This is a genomic window from Scandinavium sp. UTDF21-P1B, from assembly GCF_040750395.1.
In the GTDB taxonomy this organism is placed as follows: domain Bacteria; phylum Pseudomonadota; class Gammaproteobacteria; order Enterobacterales; family Enterobacteriaceae; genus Scandinavium.
Window position 1 is genome coordinate 14,825 of the sequence record NZ_JBFLVD010000018.1, and the last position, 18,330, is coordinate 33,154.

The 18,330-nt window shown below is 56.0% G+C and carries 16 protein-coding genes; 11 read left to right on the forward strand and 5 right to left on the reverse strand.

What is annotated here, in order from left to right; translation table 11 throughout:
- Positions 1–20: 20 nt before the first annotated feature.
- The gene (locus AB1287_RS15270) at positions 21–1,010 is read right to left on the reverse strand and encodes a sulfate ABC transporter substrate-binding protein (protein ID WP_312629530.1); all 990 of its coding nucleotides are present in this window, start codon (positions 1,008–1,010) and stop codon (positions 21–23) included.
- A gap of 738 nt (positions 1,011–1,748) precedes the next feature.
- Here AB1287_RS15270 and AB1287_RS15275 point away from each other — a divergent pair.
- From AB1287_RS15275 to AB1287_RS15285, 3 genes are read left to right on the forward strand one after another with little or no spacing between them, the layout of a single operon-like run.
- On the forward strand, positions 1,749–2,882 hold the full coding sequence (locus AB1287_RS15275) for a polysaccharide export protein (RefSeq protein ID WP_435618467.1): 1,134 nt from the start codon (positions 1,749–1,751) through the stop codon (positions 2,880–2,882).
- Between the two features lie 5 nt (positions 2,883–2,887).
- The gene (locus AB1287_RS15280; protein ID WP_435618312.1) at positions 2,888–3,322 is read left to right on the forward strand and encodes a low molecular weight protein-tyrosine-phosphatase; all 435 of its coding nucleotides are present in this window, start codon (positions 2,888–2,890) and stop codon (positions 3,320–3,322) included.
- A gap of 17 nt (positions 3,323–3,339) precedes the next feature.
- Entirely contained in the window at positions 3,340–5,490 is a 2,151-nt protein-coding gene (locus AB1287_RS15285; RefSeq protein ID WP_435618313.1) for a polysaccharide biosynthesis tyrosine autokinase, read from the forward strand.
- Positions 5,491–5,544: 54 nt separating this feature from the next.
- Here AB1287_RS15285 and zapB read toward each other — a convergent pair whose 3' ends face one another.
- Complete coding sequence (zapB, locus tag AB1287_RS15290; protein ID WP_312629526.1) at positions 5,545–5,790, reverse strand: septal ring assembly protein ZapB; 246 nt, start codon at positions 5,788–5,790, stop codon at positions 5,545–5,547.
- Between the two features lie 424 nt (positions 5,791–6,214).
- Here zapB and AB1287_RS15295 point away from each other — a divergent pair, with 424 nt between their 5' ends.
- From AB1287_RS15295 to nepI, 5 genes are all read left to right on the forward strand, one after another.
- Complete coding sequence (locus AB1287_RS15295; protein WP_435618314.1) at positions 6,215–7,063, forward strand: MIP/aquaporin family protein; 849 nt, start codon at positions 6,215–6,217, stop codon at positions 7,061–7,063.
- A 22-nt stretch (positions 7,064–7,085) separates the two neighbouring features.
- The gene (glpK, locus tag AB1287_RS15300) at positions 7,086–8,591 is read left to right on the forward strand and encodes a glycerol kinase GlpK (protein WP_435618315.1); all 1,506 of its coding nucleotides are present in this window, start codon (positions 7,086–7,088) and stop codon (positions 8,589–8,591) included.
- A 300-nt stretch (positions 8,592–8,891) separates the two neighbouring features.
- On the forward strand, positions 8,892–10,280 hold the full coding sequence (locus tag AB1287_RS15305) for an NCS2 family protein (protein WP_435618316.1): 1,389 nt from the start codon (positions 8,892–8,894) through the stop codon (positions 10,278–10,280).
- A 119-nt stretch (positions 10,281–10,399) separates the two neighbouring features.
- Positions 10,400–12,139, forward strand: coding sequence for an AsmA family protein (locus AB1287_RS15310; RefSeq protein ID WP_435618317.1), 1,740 nt, complete (start codon positions 10,400–10,402; stop codon positions 12,137–12,139).
- A 287-nt stretch (positions 12,140–12,426) separates the two neighbouring features.
- Positions 12,427–13,608, forward strand: coding sequence for a purine ribonucleoside efflux pump NepI (nepI, locus tag AB1287_RS15315; protein WP_312629520.1), 1,182 nt, complete (start codon positions 12,427–12,429; stop codon positions 13,606–13,608).
- 15 nt (positions 13,609–13,623) lie between these two features.
- Here the strand turns inward: nepI and AB1287_RS15320 are convergent, their stop codons facing one another.
- Together AB1287_RS15320 and AB1287_RS15325 are read right to left on the reverse strand one after the other, a co-directional pair.
- The gene (locus tag AB1287_RS15320) at positions 13,624–13,914 is read right to left on the reverse strand and encodes a YicS family protein (protein WP_435618318.1); all 291 of its coding nucleotides are present in this window, start codon (positions 13,912–13,914) and stop codon (positions 13,624–13,626) included.
- A gap of 141 nt (positions 13,915–14,055) precedes the next feature.
- A complete protein-coding gene (locus tag AB1287_RS15325) occupies positions 14,056–14,958 on the reverse strand; it encodes a DMT family transporter (RefSeq protein ID WP_435618319.1) in 903 nt (300 codons plus the stop codon).
- Between the two features lie 119 nt (positions 14,959–15,077).
- Between AB1287_RS15325 and AB1287_RS15330 the strand changes: the two genes are divergently transcribed.
- Positions 15,078–15,494 (forward strand): GNAT family N-acetyltransferase, encoded by a 417-nt coding sequence (locus AB1287_RS15330; RefSeq protein WP_435618320.1) that lies wholly within the window; start codon positions 15,078–15,080, stop codon positions 15,492–15,494.
- Here AB1287_RS15330 and AB1287_RS15335 read toward each other — a convergent pair.
- Complete coding sequence (locus AB1287_RS15335) at positions 15,491–16,147, reverse strand: TetR/AcrR family transcriptional regulator (protein WP_435618321.1); 657 nt, start codon at positions 16,145–16,147, stop codon at positions 15,491–15,493. The two genes, AB1287_RS15330 and AB1287_RS15335, sit on opposite strands and share 4 nt — an antisense overlap.
- Before the next feature lie 79 nt (positions 16,148–16,226).
- On the opposite strand from AB1287_RS15335, the gene AB1287_RS15340 reads away from it, so the two are divergent.
- Both AB1287_RS15340 and AB1287_RS15345 read left to right on the forward strand, forming a co-directional pair.
- Positions 16,227–17,741, forward strand: coding sequence for an MDR family MFS transporter (locus AB1287_RS15340; protein ID WP_312629514.1), 1,515 nt, complete (start codon positions 16,227–16,229; stop codon positions 17,739–17,741).
- An 84-nt stretch (positions 17,742–17,825) separates the two neighbouring features.
- Positions 17,826–18,296 carry a DUF1348 family protein gene (locus tag AB1287_RS15345; protein ID WP_435618323.1) on the forward strand — a complete coding sequence of 157 codons (471 nt, stop codon included), beginning with the start codon at positions 17,826–17,828 and terminating at the stop codon, positions 18,294–18,296.
- Positions 18,297–18,330: the final 34 nt, after the last annotated feature.

The following is an 18,330-nucleotide window of genomic DNA, read 5'->3' on the forward strand; positions in this document are numbered from 1 at the left end:
GGCCGATTTTATTAACGTGATTATCGCTGACTAATCTGATCGAAGGTGCCGCCGTTAGAGAAGTGCTCTTTCTGCGCTTTCGTCCAGCCGCCAAATTCCTGATCGATAGTGAACAGCTTCAGCTTCGGGAATTCGCTTTCGTATTTCTTCGCCACTTCTGCATCCCGCGGGCGGTAGTAGTTTTTCGCCACGATATCCTGGCCCTGTGGCGAATAGAGATACTTCAGATAGGCTTCTGCGACGGTGCGGGTGCCTTTCTTATCAACGACTTTGTCCACCACGGAAACGGTCGGTTCGGCCAGAATCGATTCGCTTGGGGTGACGATTTCAAACTTGTCTTTGCCCAGCTCGTTGGTGGCCAGCAGCGCTTCGTTTTCCCAGGCAATCAGCACGTCACCAATCCCGCGCTCCACGAAGGTATTGGTAGAGCCACGAGCGCCGGAATCCAGCACTTCGACGTTTTTATACAGAGCCTTCACGAAATCCTGTGCTTTAGCCTGATCGTTGTTGTTGTGATGCAGAGCGTAACCCCATGCCGCCAGATAGTTCCAGCGCGCGCCGCCGGAGCTTTTCGGATTCGGGGTGATCACCGACACGCCTGGTTTAACCAGATCGTTCCAGTCATGAATTTGTTTCGGATTGCCTTTGCGCACCAGGAATACGATGGTTGATGTGTACGGCGCGGAGTTATCCGGCAGGCGCTTGAGCCAGTCTTTATTAATGCGGCCACGTTCGGCGATGGCGTCTACGTCGTAGGCCAGCGCCAGCGTCACCACGTCGGCTTCGATACCGTTGATCACTGACGTGGCCTGCTTGCCGGAGCCGCCGTGCGACTGGCGGATGACGACATTGTCGCCGGTTTGCTGTTTCCAGTAGGCGCTGAAGGCCTTGTTATAGTTGTCATACAGTTCACGAGTGGGATCGTACGACACGTTAAGTAACTGAATATCTTTTGCCAGAACGCCGGCGGATGCCAGCAGAAGCGTTAACCCCAGGCCAAACTTGTTCATCGACCGCTCTCTTTTTTGTGGTGGTGTGATGCTGGTAGCCTGCCAGAAACCAAATCAATGATTAAAGAATAAAAAAAGATTGGTTATAACCATATGCAATAACACTCCTGCTGTTTCCCCCCGGAGATAAAGTTGAGAGAGGGCTGTGGTTGCCAGCTCTTCTTCAGAAAACTTTATATGTGATCGGACAGGCAGGGAAATTTCTTATTTTCGAGCCGTGCAATCATTCATGAAAGTTCGCAATGCATATCTCATGGTGAGTGGAAAAAACTTTTTTGAAAATAAAAGAGAATGAACGATCTGTGCTGTTTTTATTTTATCATTACTGATGAATATGACCCTTTCATCCTGCCTGTATTTTTAGGAAAATTCATATGAACTCGTTAAATTTCAGATCGAATGATGAAATTTCTTATTACCCTTTCATCATATAACCCTCCCCTTTTAATTTAGGAATATTCATGCGACTTTGTGAAAATTCAGATCGAATTATAGGGTTTCCCATTTGCAATGCATTAATAATGCTTCAACCGTAACGGTTAATTGCAAAAGGCTAATTGTCAGGTTATTCTAGCCGCGCTCGCTGCATGCAATACATTGCATGAAATAAATCGCAAGAAATACATGGCCTCAAGGGTTGGCTATGGCTTCAGGTCACTGAAAAATAATATTTTTTACTTCAACTTTCGCAGAAACAGCCTTCATGAAAGCACACTCTATATGTAACGACAGAATATGATGAAGAAATACCGAATTAAACAAGTCGTATCAGTATTATTTTCGCTATTGCTCGCGGGCTGCACGGTGATTCCAGGCCAGCATCTTAGCACCTCGGGGAAAGCACATATAGAGACGCCAGAAGGCCATTACGATATTAATAAACTGGTGAGCATTTACCCTTTGTCGCCTCAGCTTATCGAGCAGTTACGCTCTGCTCCCGTCATTTCGCGTCAAAACCCCGGGCTTGAATCGCTTATCGGGCGTTATGAATACCGTATTGGCGTGGGTGATGTGCTTATGGTTACCGTTTGGGACCATCCGGAGCTGACTACTCCTGCAGGGCAATATCGCAGCGGGAGCGATACGGGCAGCTGGGTGAAATCTGATGGCACTATTTTTTATCCCTACATTGGCAAAATAAAGGTTGCGGGGAAATCACTGGATGAAATTCGGGACCAAATAAGCCGTGGTCTGGATAAGGTTATCGAAAGCCCGCAGGTAGACGTCAGCGTCGCCTCGTTTCGTTCACAGAAAGCTTATGTTACCGGTGAAGTATCAAAGTCAGGCCAGCAGGCGATCACTAACGTTCCGCTTACGGTTATGGATGCCATCAATGCCGCCGGTGGTCTGACGGCCGACGCCGACTGGCGTAACGTCGTGCTCACCCACAACGGTACCGATACCCGAATTTCGCTGTATGCTCTCCTCCAGAAAGGTGATTTAACGCAAAACTACCTGCTTTATCCCGGAGACATCCTTTTCGTGCCGCGCAATGACGATCTCAAAGTCTTTGTTATGGGTGAGGTAGGTAAACAAAGCACGCTGAAAATGGACCGCAGCGGCATGACCCTCGCGGAGGCGCTGGGCAGCGCCGAAGGTATCAGCCAGAGCATGGCAGATGCTTCCGGGGTATTTGTAATTCGCCAGAAGAGCAAAAAGGATGACGGTAAAATCGCCAATATTTACCAGCTCAATGCGCAGGACGCTTCCGCCATGGTGCTGAGCACAGAATTCCAGCTTCAGCCCTACGACATCGTTTATGTCACTTCAGCGCCGCTGGTGAGGTGGAATCGCGTGGTATCTCAGCTGGTTCCCACCATCTCCGGCGTTCACGATCTGACCGAGACCGCCCGCTATTTCCGCACCTGGTAACGCCGATGCCGAGCAAAATTCTGGTGGTTTGTACGGGGAATATTTGCCGCTCGCCAATGGGAGAGCGGTTCTTCCGGGTTCTGCTACCGCATAAAAAGATTGATTCTGCCGGGACGGCCGCACTGATCAACCACGGTGCCGATGCAGACGCTCAGCGCATGGCAAAAAAATTCGGCATCTCGCTCGACGGGCACCGGGGGCGCCAGTTCACGCCGGAGCTCAGCGTCAGATATGACCTGATTCTGGTGATGGAAAAAGCGCACTTAAGACAGATCGCCCACATTGCGCCAGAGGCGAGAAGCAAAGCCATGCTGCTTGGATACTGGTTCAACCAAATGGACATTCCCGACCCCTGGCACAAAAGCGATGAAGCCTTCGACCATATCTTTCAGCTCATTGAGCGGTCATGCCAGGCCTGGGCCAGCAAATTCACCGGTTAACTTTAGGAAATCACTCGATGTCTTCTGCATCAACCGCAACCCAAAAGCCTCAGGAGAGCGTCCGGGAAATCGATCTGCTTGCTCTCTTAGCTGAACTTGCCGAACACTGGAAGTGTATTGCTTTCGTCACGGCTTTGTTCACGCTGGTTGCTCTGCTTTATGCCTTATCCGCAACGCCTCTCTACCAGGCCAATGCGCTCATTCAGATTGAACAAAAGCAGGGAAATGTGTTGTTGGGCAGCCTGAGCCAGATGCTGCCCGATAGCCAGCCGCAGTCAGCTCCCGAAATTACCCTGCTGCAGTCACGCATGCTGCTTGGCCAAACTGTCGATGCGCTGAATCTTCAGACGCAAATCATGCCGAGGCAGATGCCGATCGTCGGCAAAATAATGTCAAAAATCACGGCTGGTGAGCCAATGGAGATCAAAATTGCGGGATTTGAGCTGCCCATGACCAGTACAGGGAGTGCAACCGCAACGCTGAAAGTCATTTCAAAGCATGAGTATCTGCTCTCAGGTGAAGGGTTCGAGATTGCCGGCCAGACGGGAAAGCCGCTGCAAAAAGAGGGGGTTTCCCTTCTGGTGACGGCCATCAATGCTGAACCCGGATCCAGATTTACGCTCATCCGATACACCCGTCTGAAAGCCATTACCGATTTACAGAAAGCCTTTAGCGTCCAGGAACGAGGCAGAGATACCGGGATGCTCGACCTGACGATGGTCGGCGAAGATCCGGAGCTGATTACGGCGATTCTCAACAGCATCAGCGACAGCTATCTCGCACAGAATATCGCCCGCCAGGCCGCGCAGGACGCAAAGAGCCTTGAGTTTCTTGACTCGCAATTGCCGAAAATACGCAGCGATCTGAATAGTGCTGAAGACAAGCTCAACGAGTACCGCAAACAGAAGGATTCCGTTGACTTAAATATGGAAGCCCGGTCAGTACTTGAACAGATAGTCAACGCCGACAATCAGCTCAACGAGCTGACCTTCCGGGAAGCAGAAGTGTCGCAGCTGTACAAAAAGGATCACCCGACCTACCGGGCCTTAATGGAAAAGCGTCAAACGCTGCAAAACGAAAAAGTAAAGCTGAACAAGCGTATCAGCGCCATGCCAGCCACTCAGCAGGAAGTACTGCGCCTGAGCCGTGATGTCGATTCCGGCCGCGCCGTCTATTTACAGCTTCTGAATCGTCAGCAGGAACTGAACGTGGCTAAATCCAGCGCGATTGGCAACGTCAGGATCATTGATGACGCCATCACGTTACCTAGCCCTGTCAAACCGAAAAAGGCGCTTATTGTTCTTGTCGGTATGATGATGGGAGGCGCATTTTCCGTAGCGGGCATTCTGCTAAAAGCGGCGCTTCATCAGGGGCTGGAATCTCCTGAACAGCTCGAAGAGGGAGGGATTAGCGTTTACGCCTGCGTGCCTTACTCTGAATGGTTGGGCAAACATAGCGGCAGAAGCAAAAAGAGCACGCCCGATATCCTTCTGGCAACGCAAAATCCGGCAGATATTGCGATAGAGACTATCAGAGGTCTGCGTACCAGCCTGCACTTCACCATGATGGATGCGAGGAACAACCTGTTGATGATCTCCGGTGTAAGCCCGGGCTCAGGGAAAACCTTTATCAGCAGCAACCTGGCAACCGTGGTGGCGCAAACGCAAAAAAGGGTCTTACTGATTGATGCCGATATGCGAAAAGGTTATTTACATCAGCTGTTTGGCGTGGAAGAAACTCCCGGGCTTTCCGACATTCTCAATGGCAAAGCTACCTTTGCTCAGACCGTTGTCACCCTTCCGGAAGCGGACATCGACTTCATTACTCGCGGGCACACGCCTTCCAACCCGGCGGAACTGCTGATGAGTCCGGGCTTCAAAAGTTTACTCGATGAAGTGTCGCCTCTGTACGATCTGGTCATCATCGACACGCCGCCAGCGATGGCGGTGACAGATGCAACAGTGGTGGGCCGCTATACGGGCACCGTTTTGATGGTCGCGCGTTTTGAAGACAATACAGCCAAAGAAGTTATTGCCAGCACGCGCCGGTTTGAACAGGATGGCGTGTCAGTTGAAGGATGGATCCTGAACGGTATCCGCAAGAAAACCAGCGGCTATTATGCGTACGGTTACAGCCCCCATCCTTACGCTTATCACGATAAAAAATGAGTAAACGCTGGCAGCAAAACAAAACACCCTTCTGACGAAGGGTGTAGTGGGAAATCAGACTTCTTCCATGCGGCCCAGCAGCGCCTGTAAACGCTCCTGCCAGCCGTGCTGCTGTTCTTTCAGCTGGTTGTTTTCGCGTTCCAGATCTTCGCGGCTGTGCGCAGCGTTCTGCACTTCCTGAGCCAGCGTATTGTTCTTCTCTTTCAGCTCTTCGATTTCCATCTGCAGCAGGGTGATGGTATCAATCGCCTGCTGTACTTTAGATTCCAGTTTCTCAAACACTTCTAATGACATCGTCATACCTCTCCTGAATTTGCAAGGCGTTGATCTCGGCCCGGAACCCCGGCGACGCCTTAACGAAAATAAGCGCACTGCTGTGCCTCGATTGTATGGAGCGCCGTGCTCCCTGTCCAGCGCCGGGGCGCGCAGATTGCGGTTTGCAACACTTTTCAGCCTCGTCCTGGAACGTTCGCCGCAAAATCCCCTCAATTGTTAATCTGTTCGTTACATAAATGAGCCCGCTTGCGGATTGACAACGGTCAAAATGCGCACTTCATCGCGCGAAAACGCTCATTTTATTGACGAGTTACACAGATTTTGATTTCGATATTTCTCGTTTTTGTTCGTTAACGATAAATTAACACTATGCCTACATGGCAACATGGCCGTCTCCGACCTCCATGTTCACAATAATCATTAATCCATCAGTCTTCAGGATCCGATCATGAGTCAAACATCAACCTTAAAAGGCCAGTGCATTGCCGAGTTCCTTGGTACCGGGTTGTTGATCTTCTTCGGTGTTGGATGCGTGGCCGCGCTAAAAGTTGCAGGCGCGACCTTCGGTCAATGGGAAATCAGTATTATCTGGGGCTTAGGGGTGGCGATGGCCATTTACCTGACCGCAGGGGTTTCCGGCGCACACCTTAATCCGGCCGTTACCATTGCCCTCTGGCTGTTTGCCTGTTTCGACAGGCGTAAAGTTGTTCCCTTCATTGTTTCGCAATTTGCTGGCGCGTTTTGCGCAGCGGCGCTGGTTTACGGGCTTTATTACAATCTTTTCATCGACTTCGAACACTCGCACAATATGGTGCGCGGCAGCGTCGAAAGTCTGGATCTGGCAGGCATTTTCTCCACGTATCCCAATCCGCATATCAATTTTGTGCAGGCCTTCGCGGTAGAAATGGTCATTACCGCTATCCTGATGGGCGTTATTCTGGCGCTGACGGACGACGGCAACGGCGTACCGCGCGGACCGATGGCACCGCTGCTGATTGGTTTGCTGATTGCGGTTATTGGTGCATCCATGGGGCCGCTGACCGGCTTTGCGATGAACCCGGCGCGTGACCTTGGCCCGAAAACGTTCGCCTGGCTTGCCGGCTGGGGCGAAGTGGCCTTTACCGGCGGCAAAGACATTCCTTATTTTGTGGTGCCGCTGTTCGCACCGATTGTCGGCGCATCGCTCGGTGCCTTCGGCTATCGCAAGCTGATTGGCCGCCATTTACCGTGCGACGTCTGCGAGGTGGAAGAGAAAGAGACCACCGCCAGCACCACACAACAGAAAGCTTCGCTGTAATCTGACTACGGGACTTAGCATTATGACTGACAAAAAATACATCGTTGCGCTCGATCAGGGTACAACCAGCTCCCGCGCCGTTGTCATGGATCACGACGCCAATATCGTCAGCGTTTCGCAGCGCGAATTCGAACAAATTTATCCGAAGCCAGGCTGGGTTGAGCACGACCCGATGGAGATCTGGGCTTCGCAAAGCTCCACGCTGATTGAAGTGCTGGCGAAAGCCGATATCAGCTCCGACGAAGTGGCTGCCATCGGCATCACCAACCAGCGTGAAACCGCCATTGTCTGGGATAAAGAAACCGGCAAGCCGATTTATAACGCCATCGTCTGGCAGTGCCGTCGTACCGCTGATATCTGCGAGCAGCTCAAGCGTGATGGCATGGAAGAGTACGTGCGCAAAGCGACAGGTCTGGTGATCGACCCGTACTTCTCCGGTACCAAAGTGAAGTGGATACTCGACCACGTGGAAGGCGCTCGCGAGCGTGCCAAACGCGGTGAGCTGCTGTTCGGCACCGTCGACACATGGCTTATCTGGCGTATGACCCAGGGCCGCGTGCACGTTACTGACTACACCAACGCCTCGCGCACCATGCTGTTCAACATCCACGATCTCGACTGGGATGACAAAATGCTCGATGCGCTGGATATCCCGCGCGCCATGCTGCCGGACGTGCGCAAATCCTCCGAAGTCTATGGTCAGACCAACATCGGTGGTAAAGGCGGCACGCGTATTCCCATCGCCGGGATCGCCGGTGACCAGCAGGCGGCGCTGTTCGGCCAGCTGTGCGTTAAGGAAGGGATGGCGAAAAACACCTACGGCACCGGCTGCTTTATGCTGATGAACACCGGTGAAACGGCGGTGAAATCCGAGCATGGCCTGCTGACGACTATCGCCTGCGGTCCGGCCGGTGAAGTGAACTATGCGCTGGAAGGTGCGGTGTTCATGGCGGGCGCGTCCATTCAGTGGCTGCGCGACGAAATGAAGCTGATTAACGACGCGTTCGATTCCGAATATTTTGCTACCAAGGTGAACGACACCAACGGTGTGTACGTGGTTCCGGCCTTCACCGGTCTCGGCGCACCGTATTGGGATCCATACGCTCGCGGGGCAATCTTCGGCCTGACGCGTGGCGTGAACTCCAACCACATCATTCGTGCGACACTGGAATCCATCGCCTACCAGACGCGCGACGTGCTGGAAGCGATGCAGGCGGACTCGGGTATTCGACTGCACGCCCTGCGTGTGGACGGCGGCGCGGTTGCCAATAACTTCCTGATGCAGTTCCAGTCAGACATTCTCGGCACGCGCGTTGAGTGTCCGGAAGTGCGTGAAGTCACAGCGCTTGGCGCAGCGTATCTCGCCGGGCTGGCGGTTGGCTTCTGGCAGAATCTGGACGAGCTGAAGGAGAAAGCGGTGATTGAGCGTGAGTTCCGTCCGGGGATTGAAACCACCGAGCGCAACTACCGCTACAGCGGCTGGAAAAAAGCGGTTAAACGCGCGATGGCGTGGGAAGATCACGAGTAGCTGCAAGGGCTGAATGCCCGGTGGCGCTTGTGCTTACCGGGCCTGCAAAGCAGCACATCGCGTTGATATCGCAGGCCGGGCAAGCGTCAGCACCGCCCGGCTTTTTTATTAGCCAAACATCGACAGCATCAGTACAAAGCAGGTATAAGCCCTCAAAGCGGCGGCCCTTCGTCAGAACCTGAAAAAGCAGAATAAAGGACTGTAGGCTTATTCATCCTTAGTCTATTGAAGGCAACCGTTTGCTTTTGCCTGGCAGTCCGTTAAAATCCCCCCTTTTCCACCACGGGATTGCCTCTGAAAATGTCAGTGAACACCATCGAAGCTGAAAATGCGCAACCGATTGCGCAGAAAAATAACAGCGAGCTTATCTACCGTCTTGAAGACCGCCCACCGCTGCCACAGACGCTGTTTGCCGCCTTCCAGCACCTGCTGGCGATGTTTGTCGCGGTGATCACACCGGCGCTGCTGATTTGCCAGGCGCTCGGTTTACCGGCGCAGGATACGCAGCACATCATCAGCATGTCGCTGTTTGCTTCAGGCGTGGCGTCCATTATTCAGATCAAAGCCTGGGGGCCGGTGGGCTCCGGTCTGCTTTCCATTCAGGGCACCAGCTTTAACTTCGTCGCGCCGCTTATTATGGGTGGCACCGCGCTGAAAACCGGCGGTGCAGACGTACCGACGATGATGGCGGCGCTGTTCGGCACCCTGATGCTGGCGAGCTTCACCGAGATGGCGCTTTCCCGCGTGCTGCATCTGGCGCGCCGTATCATCACGCCGCTGGTGTCCGGCGTGGTGGTCATGATTATCGGCCTGTCGCTGATTCAGGTGGGGTTGACGTCTATCGGTGGTGGCTACGCCGCAATGGCCGATCACAGCTTCGGTGCGCCGAAAAACCTGCTGCTGGCGGGCATCGTGCTGGCCATTATCATTGTGCTGAACCGCCAGCGTAATCCGTACCTGCGCATCGCCTCGCTGGTGATCGCCATGGCAGCAGGCTATGCCGCCGCCTGGGTAATGGGTATGCTGCCGGAAACGGCGACGACCAACAGCCCGATGATAATGGTGCCGACGCCGCTCTATTATGGCCTCGGTATTGACTGGAACCTCCTGCTGCCGCTGATGCTGGTGTTTATGATCACCTCGCTGGAAACCATCGGCGACATTACCGCCACCTCCGACGTTTCCGAGCAGCCCGTCTCCGGCCCGGTCTATATGAAGCGCCTGAAAGGCGGCGTGCTGGCGAACGGCCTGAACTCCTGCGTTTCAGCCATCTTCAACACCTTCCCGAACTCCTGCTTCGGCCAGAACAACGGCGTGATCCAGCTGACCGGCGTTGCCAGCCGCTACGTGGGCTTTGTGGTGGCGCTGATGCTGATCGTACTCGGCCTGTTCCCGGCGGTGAGCGGCTTCGTGCAGCACATCCCTGAGCCCGTTCTTGGCGGCGCAACGCTGGTGATGTTTGGCACTATCGCCGCTTCCGGCGTGCGTATCGTTTCCCGCGAGCCGCTGAACCGTCGCGCAATCCTGATTATCGCGCTGTCGCTGGCCGTCGGCCTTGGCGTGTCTCAGCAGCCGATGATCCTGCAGTTCGCTCCGGACTGGCTGAAAAACCTGCTCTCCTCCGGCATCGCTGCGGGCGGTATTACCGCCATCATCCTGAACCTGGTCTTCCCGCCAGAGAAGAACTGACCTGCATCACGGCGGCGCTCTGCGGGCCGCCGTGAAACCTTCTTATACGAATCCCTCCTTGAGGATTGCGCACAAATCGTGCATAACTCCCTTATGTGCCCTTCACAGGATGGAAGACGATGAAATTTATCGGGAAGCTGCTGGTCTGGCTGCTTATCGCGCTGCTGCTGGTTGTGCTGGCGTTTTATTTTTTGCTTCAAACCCGCTGGGGGGCGCGTGAAGTCAGCGGCTGGATTTCGGCCAATACCGATTACCACATCGCCTTTGACGCGATGGATCATCGCTTCTCTTCTCCCTCGCACGTCCTGCTGAGAAACGTCACCTTTGGCCGAGACGGCAAACCCGCCACGCTGGTTGCCAAAACGGTGGATATTGGCCTCAGTAGCCGCCAGCTTACCGATCCGCTGCACGCCGACACTATCACCCTCCAGGACGGCACGCTGAACCTGTCGCCTTCTACCGCGCCGTTCCCGTTTGAAGCCGATACGCTGCAGCTCAGCAATATGGCGTTCAACAGCCCGGAAACCGGCTGGGCGCTGAGCGCGCAGCGCGTCACCGGCGGCGTCTCGCCGTGGGTACCGGAAGCGGGGAATGTGCTTGGCAAGCAAACGCAGATTCAGATGAGCGCAGGCTCGATGACCCTGAACGGTATTCCGGCGGAAAACGTGCTGATTCAGGGCAGCATCGATAATGGCGTGGTCACGCTTGGCACGATTGGCGCAGACATTGCGCGCGGCTCGCTCACCGGAAATGCAAAGCGCAACGCCGACGGCAGCTGGCTGGTCGACAGCCTCCGCCTGACCGACATCCGCATGCAGAGCGACAAATCCCTGAAAGATTTCTTTGCCCCGCTGACCACCGTCCCGTCGCTCACTATCGGCAGCCTGGAAGTGACGGACGCGCGCCTGCAAGGGCCGGACTGGGCAATTGCTGATTTAGATTTCAGCCTGCGCAACCTCACCCTGAGCCAGGGCGGCTGGAACAGCGACGGCGGGCGCCTGTCGATGAACGCCGACGAATTTATCTATGGCTCGCTGCATCTGCTTGATCCGATTTTCAACGCAGAGTTTTCGCCACAGGGCGTGGCGCTGCGCCAGTTTACCTCGCGCTGGGAAGGCGGCATGGTGCGCACCTCCGGAAACTGGTTACGCAACGGTAATGCGCTGGTGCTGGATGACACCGCTATCGCCGGGCTGGAATACACCCTGCCGTCGAACTGGAAAACATTGTGGATGGATCCGCTCCCCGCCTGGCTGCAAAGCGTGACGTTGAGCAAATTCACCGCCAGCCGCAACCTGGTGATCGACATCGACCCGGCCTTCCCGTGGCAGGTTACTTCTCTGGATGGCTACGGCGACAACCTGCAGATCGCGAAGAACGGAAGCTGGGGCGTGTGGAGCGGTAATGCTGCGCTGAACGCCGCCGCTGCTACTTTTAACCGTGTGGACGTGCGCCGTCCTTCGCTGAAGCTGGTCGCCAGCCCGTCTCAGGTGAACATCACCGAACTGAGCGCCTTCACCGAGAAAGGGATTCTGGAAGCCACGGCAGGCGTGTCGCAGCTGCCGCAGCGTGAAGCCGCCATCAGCCTCAACGGTCGCGGCGTGCCGCTGAATATTCTTGAAGCCTGGGGCTGGCCGGTGCTGCCGATTAGCGGCGACGGTAATCTTCAGCTGCGCGCCAGCGGGAAGGTGCAGGCCAGCACGCCGTTAAAACCGACCGTTAGCGGGCAGCTGCACGCGGTGAATATGAACAAGCAGGAAGTGACGCAAACCATGACCAACGGCGAAGTGACTACCGCGACGCCGGTTGTGCCAGCGCCTACGGAGGCGGCTCCGGTTCCCGCCGCTCCGGCACAGTAATTTCCCCCTCACCCTGACCCTCTCCCTCAGGGAGAGGGGATAAACCTGGTTTCGTCTTCGACTCCTGCTCCCATTCCCTCAGGTAAAACCGATTCCCGCTTCGACCCCTGTCGTCTTTTCTCCCTCGCCCCTGTGGGGAGAGGGCCGGGGTGAGGGGAACAGGCCGCACTTTCTTCTCCCTCTTCCCGCTGGGGAGGGTCCGCACCGATAGTTGCCAAAACGTTAAATGCGTCACAGTTAAAATGCTACACTGCGCAACTTTCCTTCCGAAATTGCGCAGGTGAACGATGAGCGAATGTACCGAAACCCTTCCTCGCAGTGAGGCGTTGACCCGCCCAAACTGGTCGGCGGTCTTTGCCGTCGCGTTTTGCGTTGCCTGCCTGATTACCGTTGAATTTCTGCCGGTGAGCCTGCTGACGCCGATGGCGCAGGATCTCGGTATTACCGAAGGTGTTGCGGGCCAGTCGGTCACCACCACCGCGTTCGTGGCGATGTTCGCTAGCCTGTTTGTCACGCATATCATTGGCCGCACCGACCGTCGCTATGTGGTGATCCTGTTCTCCGTGCTGCTGACGATATCCTGCCTGCTGGTGTCGTTTGCTTCCAGCTTCAGTCTGCTTCTGCTGGGCCGCGCCTGTCTGGGGCTGGCGCTCGGTGGCTTCTGGGCCATGTCTGCGTCACTGACGATGCGCCTGGTGCCCGCACGCCTCGTGCCGAAAGCGCTGTCGATTATTTTTGGTGCGGTGTCTATTGCGTTGGTGATCGCTGCCCCGCTCGGCAGTTTTTTAGGCGGCATCATCGGCTGGCGCAACGTCTTTAACGGTGCGGCTTTGATGGGCCTGCTATGTGTTCTCTGGGTATGGAAAGCGCTGCCGTCGCTGCCGGGAGAAAGTGGGCAAAAGGCCAATATGTTCGGGTTGTTAAAGCGTCCGGGCGTGCTGGCCGGGATGACGGCCATTTTCATGGCCTTCGCCGGGCAGTTTGCATTTTTCACCTACATTCGCCCGGTGTTTATGACCCTTGCCGGGTTTGATGTCGACGGCCTGACGCTGGTGCTGCTGAGCTTCGGGATTGCGAGCTTTGTTGGCACGTCGCTGTCCGCGCCGATCCTCAAATACTCGGTGAAAGCGGCGCTGGCCTGCGCACCGCTTATTCTTGCGGTGAGTGCAGCAGTGCTGATTTTGTGGGGAAGCGAGAAAGCCGTGGCGGCCACGGTAGCCATTGTCTGGGGCTTTGCCTTTGCGCTGGTGCCGGTTGGCTGGTCAACGTGGATCACCCGCTCGCTCTCGGACCAGGCAGAAAAGGCGGGGTCGATTCAGGTGGCGGTGATTCAGCTCGCCAACACCTGTGGGGCGGCGATTGGCGGCGTGGCGCTCGACCATTTCGGCCTGCTGTCACCGCTTATGCTTTCAGGTTCGCTGATGCTGCTCACCGCGCTGCTGGTGGCGACAAAAGTCCGGATGAAATAACCCTTTCTGCCCGGATCACATATCCGGGCACTGAATCTGCCCGATGGCATTCCAGTAGTTCTTCTGGTTATTCCGATCCAGCGCGATGGTCGCGTCGCGAACGTGCATTTTGTTCTCTTCACTGGCGAGAATTTTATTGCTGAAGTCAGCGTCGCTCATGTTTTTGCCCGGGGTGCAGGTTTTCTTCACGTCCTTCATCACCTGCTGCTTTTGCTGCTCAAACTGCAGGCTCTTCATCGGCGAATCGGCGAACGCCGCCGGGACGGCCAGCGTCGCCAGTAAACACAGAAATGTAACGGTTTTCATTACGTAGCCCTTCTTCTGCAGCATCATTCCTTAACTCTATATCCTCGCATCCTGATGCGCAAATTTTCGCCAGATAATTTATTTTTAAATCAGTGAATTAGGAAAATTATCGTCCAAAGGCATGATTGACAGCCTCTGCCGTCAACCAAGCCGGGCGTGACGACGCGAATCCAGCGAAATCAGGATAACCGAGGAGAGGATCAGCAGCGTGCCAATCCAGTCCGGCAGCGCGAAGCTGACGCCGAGCAGCAGCACCGATAAAAACGCGCTGCTCAGCGGTTCGGCACAGCTGAGGATGCTGGCTTTCGGACCACCGATCATCTGCGCGCCTTTCAGATAGAGACTGAACGTCAGCGACGTGCCAATCACCACCAGATAGAAAAACGCCAGTAGCAGGCTGCCGTTAATCACAAAATGCATCCCGTCGCCCGCATAAAACGGCAGCAAAAACGCCCCGCCGATAAGCATGCTCCAGCCAACGATCGGCAGCGTGCCATAGCGCGCGATAAGCGTCGAAGGATAGGTAGTATAGAAGGCGGCAGCGAAGGCCGACGCGATGCCCCAGAACACCGCAGCCGGAGAAACCGAAAGCGAAGTCGGATCGCCGTGGGTCACCAATAAAAATGTGCCGATAAGTGAGGTGAAAATGGCGGCAAACACCAGCCCGCCGGGGCGGGATTTCCGCGCGAGGGCGAACCAGGCCACGATGATCGTCGGCGACAGAAACTGAAGCACGGTCGCCGTCGCGGCGTTGGATTTTTCGATGGTCATCAGGAAAGTGAGCTGCACCGTCAGCGCGCCGACGAGGGAAAACAGCAGCAGGCTCAGCGCATCTTTGCGGTTTTTCAGGATGCGGAAAATGTTATCGCCGTGGACGAAGCCGAGCATCAGCAAAATCAGCCCCGCGAAAATCAGGCGCACCATCGTCAGGAACGGCGACGACATCTGACTCTGCTCCATAATGTACTGCGCACACACGCCTGAACTGCCCCAGAGTATGGCGGCGATCAGCACGTTCAGCATCCCTTTGCGGGTGGCTCCCATCTTGTCCTCAACAACCTGATAACGTTGCGGCGATGATAGCACAGGGTGGAGCGGACCGATTGCCGCCCTCTGATTTAGGGTAGTATGAGCTGTCGAAACCATGATGAGAGAGTGTGGCGATGAAAATCGAGGTAAAAGAGCAGATTACCCCTGAGGATCAGGAAGAATTACTGGATGGATTACGCGCCTTTAATCGTCAGTTTATCGATATCAGAGACTGGTACAGCCTCGGCGTCTACGCCCGCGATGATAACGGTGTGATGCTCGGCGGCCTGATTGGTAAACGCAAGGGCGACTGGCTGTGCATTGATTTTCTGTGGGTCAGCGAAGCGGCGCGCGGCACCGGCCTTGGCAGCGAGCTTATCCGTACTGCTGAAGCGCGCATTCTTGAATGGGGCTGTCGCCATATGCTGGTCGATACCGCCAGCTTCCAGGCGCTGCCGTTCTACCAGAAATGCGGCTTCACCCTGCACAACAGCATTCAGGACTTCCCGTATCAGGGCATGCAGCGCCACTACCTGACCAAATCGCTTTAACCGCCGATTCCCTGATCCATGATCGCCAGCGCATGGCGTACGATGGCGTCGGGGGAGATGTTTTTCATCCGCTCATCGGTGCGCAGCCGGGAGAACGGCACCAGCACCAGGCTAATCAGCGTGGTGATGAGCAGCTCCGGCGACAGCGAGCGATTCAGTTTCCCGCTCTCCTGCCAGCCGGTGATGATGCTCAGCATTTTGTGGAACTTCTCATCGCCGAAGCGGGCATGCATATGCTGACGCAGAATCGGCATCTCGCCAATCATCTCCTGCATCCACAGCGGTGCGAACCAGTCGTTTTGCTCCGCGAGCTCCGCCAGCACTCTCACCATCAGCGTTAGTGACCTTACCGGGTCGTCCGGATATTCGCTGAACGCCAGGCTAATACGATTGCGCAACGGCATAAAACGCTCTTCGAGCAGCCTGTCGACCAGCGCTTCTCGGGAGGTGAAATAGTAGTGCAGCATTGCCGGGGTGACGCCCGCCTCTTTGGCAATCGCGTTCAGCGACACGCGCGCGATGCCCTGGCGGGCAAACAGCATCAGCGCGATGTCCATCAGCTGTTCCCGGTTGTCGGCCCCGGCTTTCTTCCCGCGCGGGCGACCGGGACGGCGTGGATTATCGGATTGTTCTTTGTCTTTCTGTGCTGACATTCGCGGAGGATCCCTTGACCGGATTCATAACTTACATGAATATTAATTGTGCATTTAATTAATTTCAAGTGAGCCTTCTATGGCGTCTCAACCCATGACTCAATCCGGACACGTTCCGGCCACCGGCGTAAAATCCATTCGCCTGCTGTTCAGCGCCCTGCTGCTGGTGATGCTGCTTTCGGCGCTGGACCAGACCATTGTCTCGACCGCGCTGCCGACGATTGTTGGCGAACTCGGCGGCCTCGATAAGCTGTCGTGGGTGGTCACGGCCTACATTCTGACCTCCACCATCGTGGTGCCGCTGTACGGCAAGTTTGGCGATTTGTTTGGCCGCAAGCGGGTGCTGCAAATCGCCATCGTGCTGTTTCTGGCGGGCTCCGCGCTGTGCGGGTTGGCGCAGAACATGACGCAGCTGGTGCTGATGCGTGCGCTGCAAGGGCTGGGCGGCGGTGGCCTGATGGTGATCAGCATGGCGGCAGTGGCGGACGTGATCCCGCCCGCCGAGCGCGGGCGTTATCAGGGGCTGTTCGGCGGCGTGTTTGGCCTGGCGACGGTCATCGGCCCGCTTATTGGCGGCTTTATCGTTCAGCACACCTCCTGGCGCTGGATTTTCTACATCAACCTGCCGCTCGGCCTGTTCGCGCTGCTGGTTATTGGTGCGGTATTCCACAACACCGGTAAGCGCAGCGAGCACCAGATTGACTGGCTGGGCGCACTTTATCTCAGCATGGCGCTGCTGTGCATCACGCTGTTTACCACCGAAGGCGGCACGGTGCGCGAATGGAGCGACCCGCAGCTGTGGTGCATTCTGGCCTTCGGCCTGGTCGGTATCGCCGGGTTTATCTATGAAGAGCGCCTGGCGTATGAGCCGATCATCCCGCTCTCGCTGTTCCGCGACCGCAGCTTCCTGCTGTGCAGCCTGATTGGCTTTATCATCGGCATGTCGTTGTTTGGCTCCGTCACCTTCCTGCCGCTCTATTTGCAGGTGGTGAAAGACGCGACGCCGACCCAGGCAGGCTTGCAGCTGATCCCGCTGATGGGCGGCCTGCTGGTGACGTCGATTATCAGCGGGCGAATTATCAGCCGCACGGGGAAATATCGCCTGTTCCCGATCCTCGGTACGCTGCTCGGCTTCTGCGGTATGGTCTTGCTGACCCGCATCACTATCACCTCGCCAACGTGGCATCTGTATCTCTTCACCGGCGTGCTCGGCATGGGCCTTGGGCTGGTGATGCAGGTGCTGGTGCTGGCGGTGCAGAACTCCGTTGCGCCGAATCTTTACGGCGTGGCGACCTCCGGCGTAACGCTGTTCCGCTCGATTGGCGGCTCCATCGGCGTGGCGCTGTTTGGCGCGGTGTTTACCCACGTTTTGCAGTCGAACCTCTCGACGCTGCTGCCGGAAGGCGCAGAGATGCCGCGCGGGATGAACCCGGTTGCCGTACATCATCTGCCGGATGCGCTGCGCGCCGATTATCTGGATGCTTTCGGCGCGGCTATTCATGCTGCCTTCCTGATGGCTGCATGCATTATGGTGCTGGCGTTCGTGCTGTCGTGGTTCCTGCGGGAATCGCCGCTGCGGAAGTCGCACCACTGATCTCCGCCGGGAAGTTTCCTCTTCCCGGTTTCGTTTTCTCACGGTTGTGCCAGGATGAGGGAACATTATTGCCGGAGGATCACCATGCCTGAGTCACGTCCGCCTTTCCCCCCGTTTACCCTTGAATCTGCCATCCAGAAGGTCCGCGCCGCGGAAGACGGCTGGAACAGCCGCAATCCGGAAAAAGTCGCGCTGGCCTACACGCCGGACAGCAGCTGGCGCAACCGCAGCGAGTTTGTGGATGGTCGCGATGCCATCGTCGCGTTTCTCGACAGAAAATGGCGTAAGGAGCTGGAGTACCGCCTGATCAAAGAGCTGTGGGCATACACCGACAACCATATCGCCGTGCGTTTCGCCTACGAATGGCACGACGACAGCGGCAACTGGTTCCGCTCTTACGGAAATGAAAACTGGGAGTTTGACGACAACGGCCTGATGAGCAGGCGTTACGCCTGCATCAACGATATCCCGATTCAGGAGGGGGAACGCCTGTTCCACTGGCCTCAGGGGCGCCGTCCGGACGATCACCCTGGCCTCAGCGCGCTGGGGCTTTGAGGGAATGAGCGGGGGTTTTTCCCCCGCTAACTGA

Coding starts and splice junctions, on each gene's coding strand:
- AB1287_RS15280 (WP_435618312.1), top strand. CDS start 2,888: ATGCCGAGCAAAATTCTGGTGGTTTGTACGGGGAATATTTGCCGCTCG.
- AB1287_RS15340 (WP_312629514.1), top strand. CDS start 16,227: ATGGCGTCTCAACCCATGACTCAATCCGGACACGTTCCGGCCACCGGC.
- AB1287_RS15325 (WP_435618319.1), bottom strand. CDS start 14,958: ATGGGAGCCACCCGCAAAGGGATGCTGAACGTGCTGATCGCCGCCATA.
- AB1287_RS15310 (WP_435618317.1), top strand. CDS start 10,400: ATGAAATTTATCGGGAAGCTGCTGGTCTGGCTGCTTATCGCGCTGCTG.
- AB1287_RS15275 (WP_435618467.1), top strand. CDS start 1,749: ATGAAGAAATACCGAATTAAACAAGTCGTATCAGTATTATTTTCGCTA.
- AB1287_RS15330 (WP_435618320.1), top strand. CDS start 15,078: ATGAAAATCGAGGTAAAAGAGCAGATTACCCCTGAGGATCAGGAAGAA.
- AB1287_RS15295 (WP_435618314.1), top strand. CDS start 6,215: ATGAGTCAAACATCAACCTTAAAAGGCCAGTGCATTGCCGAGTTCCTT.
- AB1287_RS15320 (WP_435618318.1), bottom strand. CDS start 13,914: ATGAAAACCGTTACATTTCTGTGTTTACTGGCGACGCTGGCCGTCCCG.
- AB1287_RS15335 (WP_435618321.1), bottom strand. CDS start 16,147: ATGTCAGCACAGAAAGACAAAGAACAATCCGATAATCCACGCCGTCCC.
- AB1287_RS15305 (WP_435618316.1), top strand. CDS start 8,892: ATGTCAGTGAACACCATCGAAGCTGAAAATGCGCAACCGATTGCGCAG.
- nepI (WP_312629520.1), top strand. CDS start 12,427: ATGAGCGAATGTACCGAAACCCTTCCTCGCAGTGAGGCGTTGACCCGC.
- AB1287_RS15270 (WP_312629530.1), bottom strand. CDS start 1,010: ATGAACAAGTTTGGCCTGGGGTTAACGCTTCTGCTGGCATCCGCCGGC.
- zapB (WP_312629526.1), bottom strand. CDS start 5,790: ATGACGATGTCATTAGAAGTGTTTGAGAAACTGGAATCTAAAGTACAG.
- glpK (WP_435618315.1), top strand. CDS start 7,086: ATGACTGACAAAAAATACATCGTTGCGCTCGATCAGGGTACAACCAGC.
- AB1287_RS15285 (WP_435618313.1), top strand. CDS start 3,340: ATGTCTTCTGCATCAACCGCAACCCAAAAGCCTCAGGAGAGCGTCCGG.
- AB1287_RS15345 (WP_435618323.1), top strand. CDS start 17,826: ATGCCTGAGTCACGTCCGCCTTTCCCCCCGTTTACCCTTGAATCTGCC.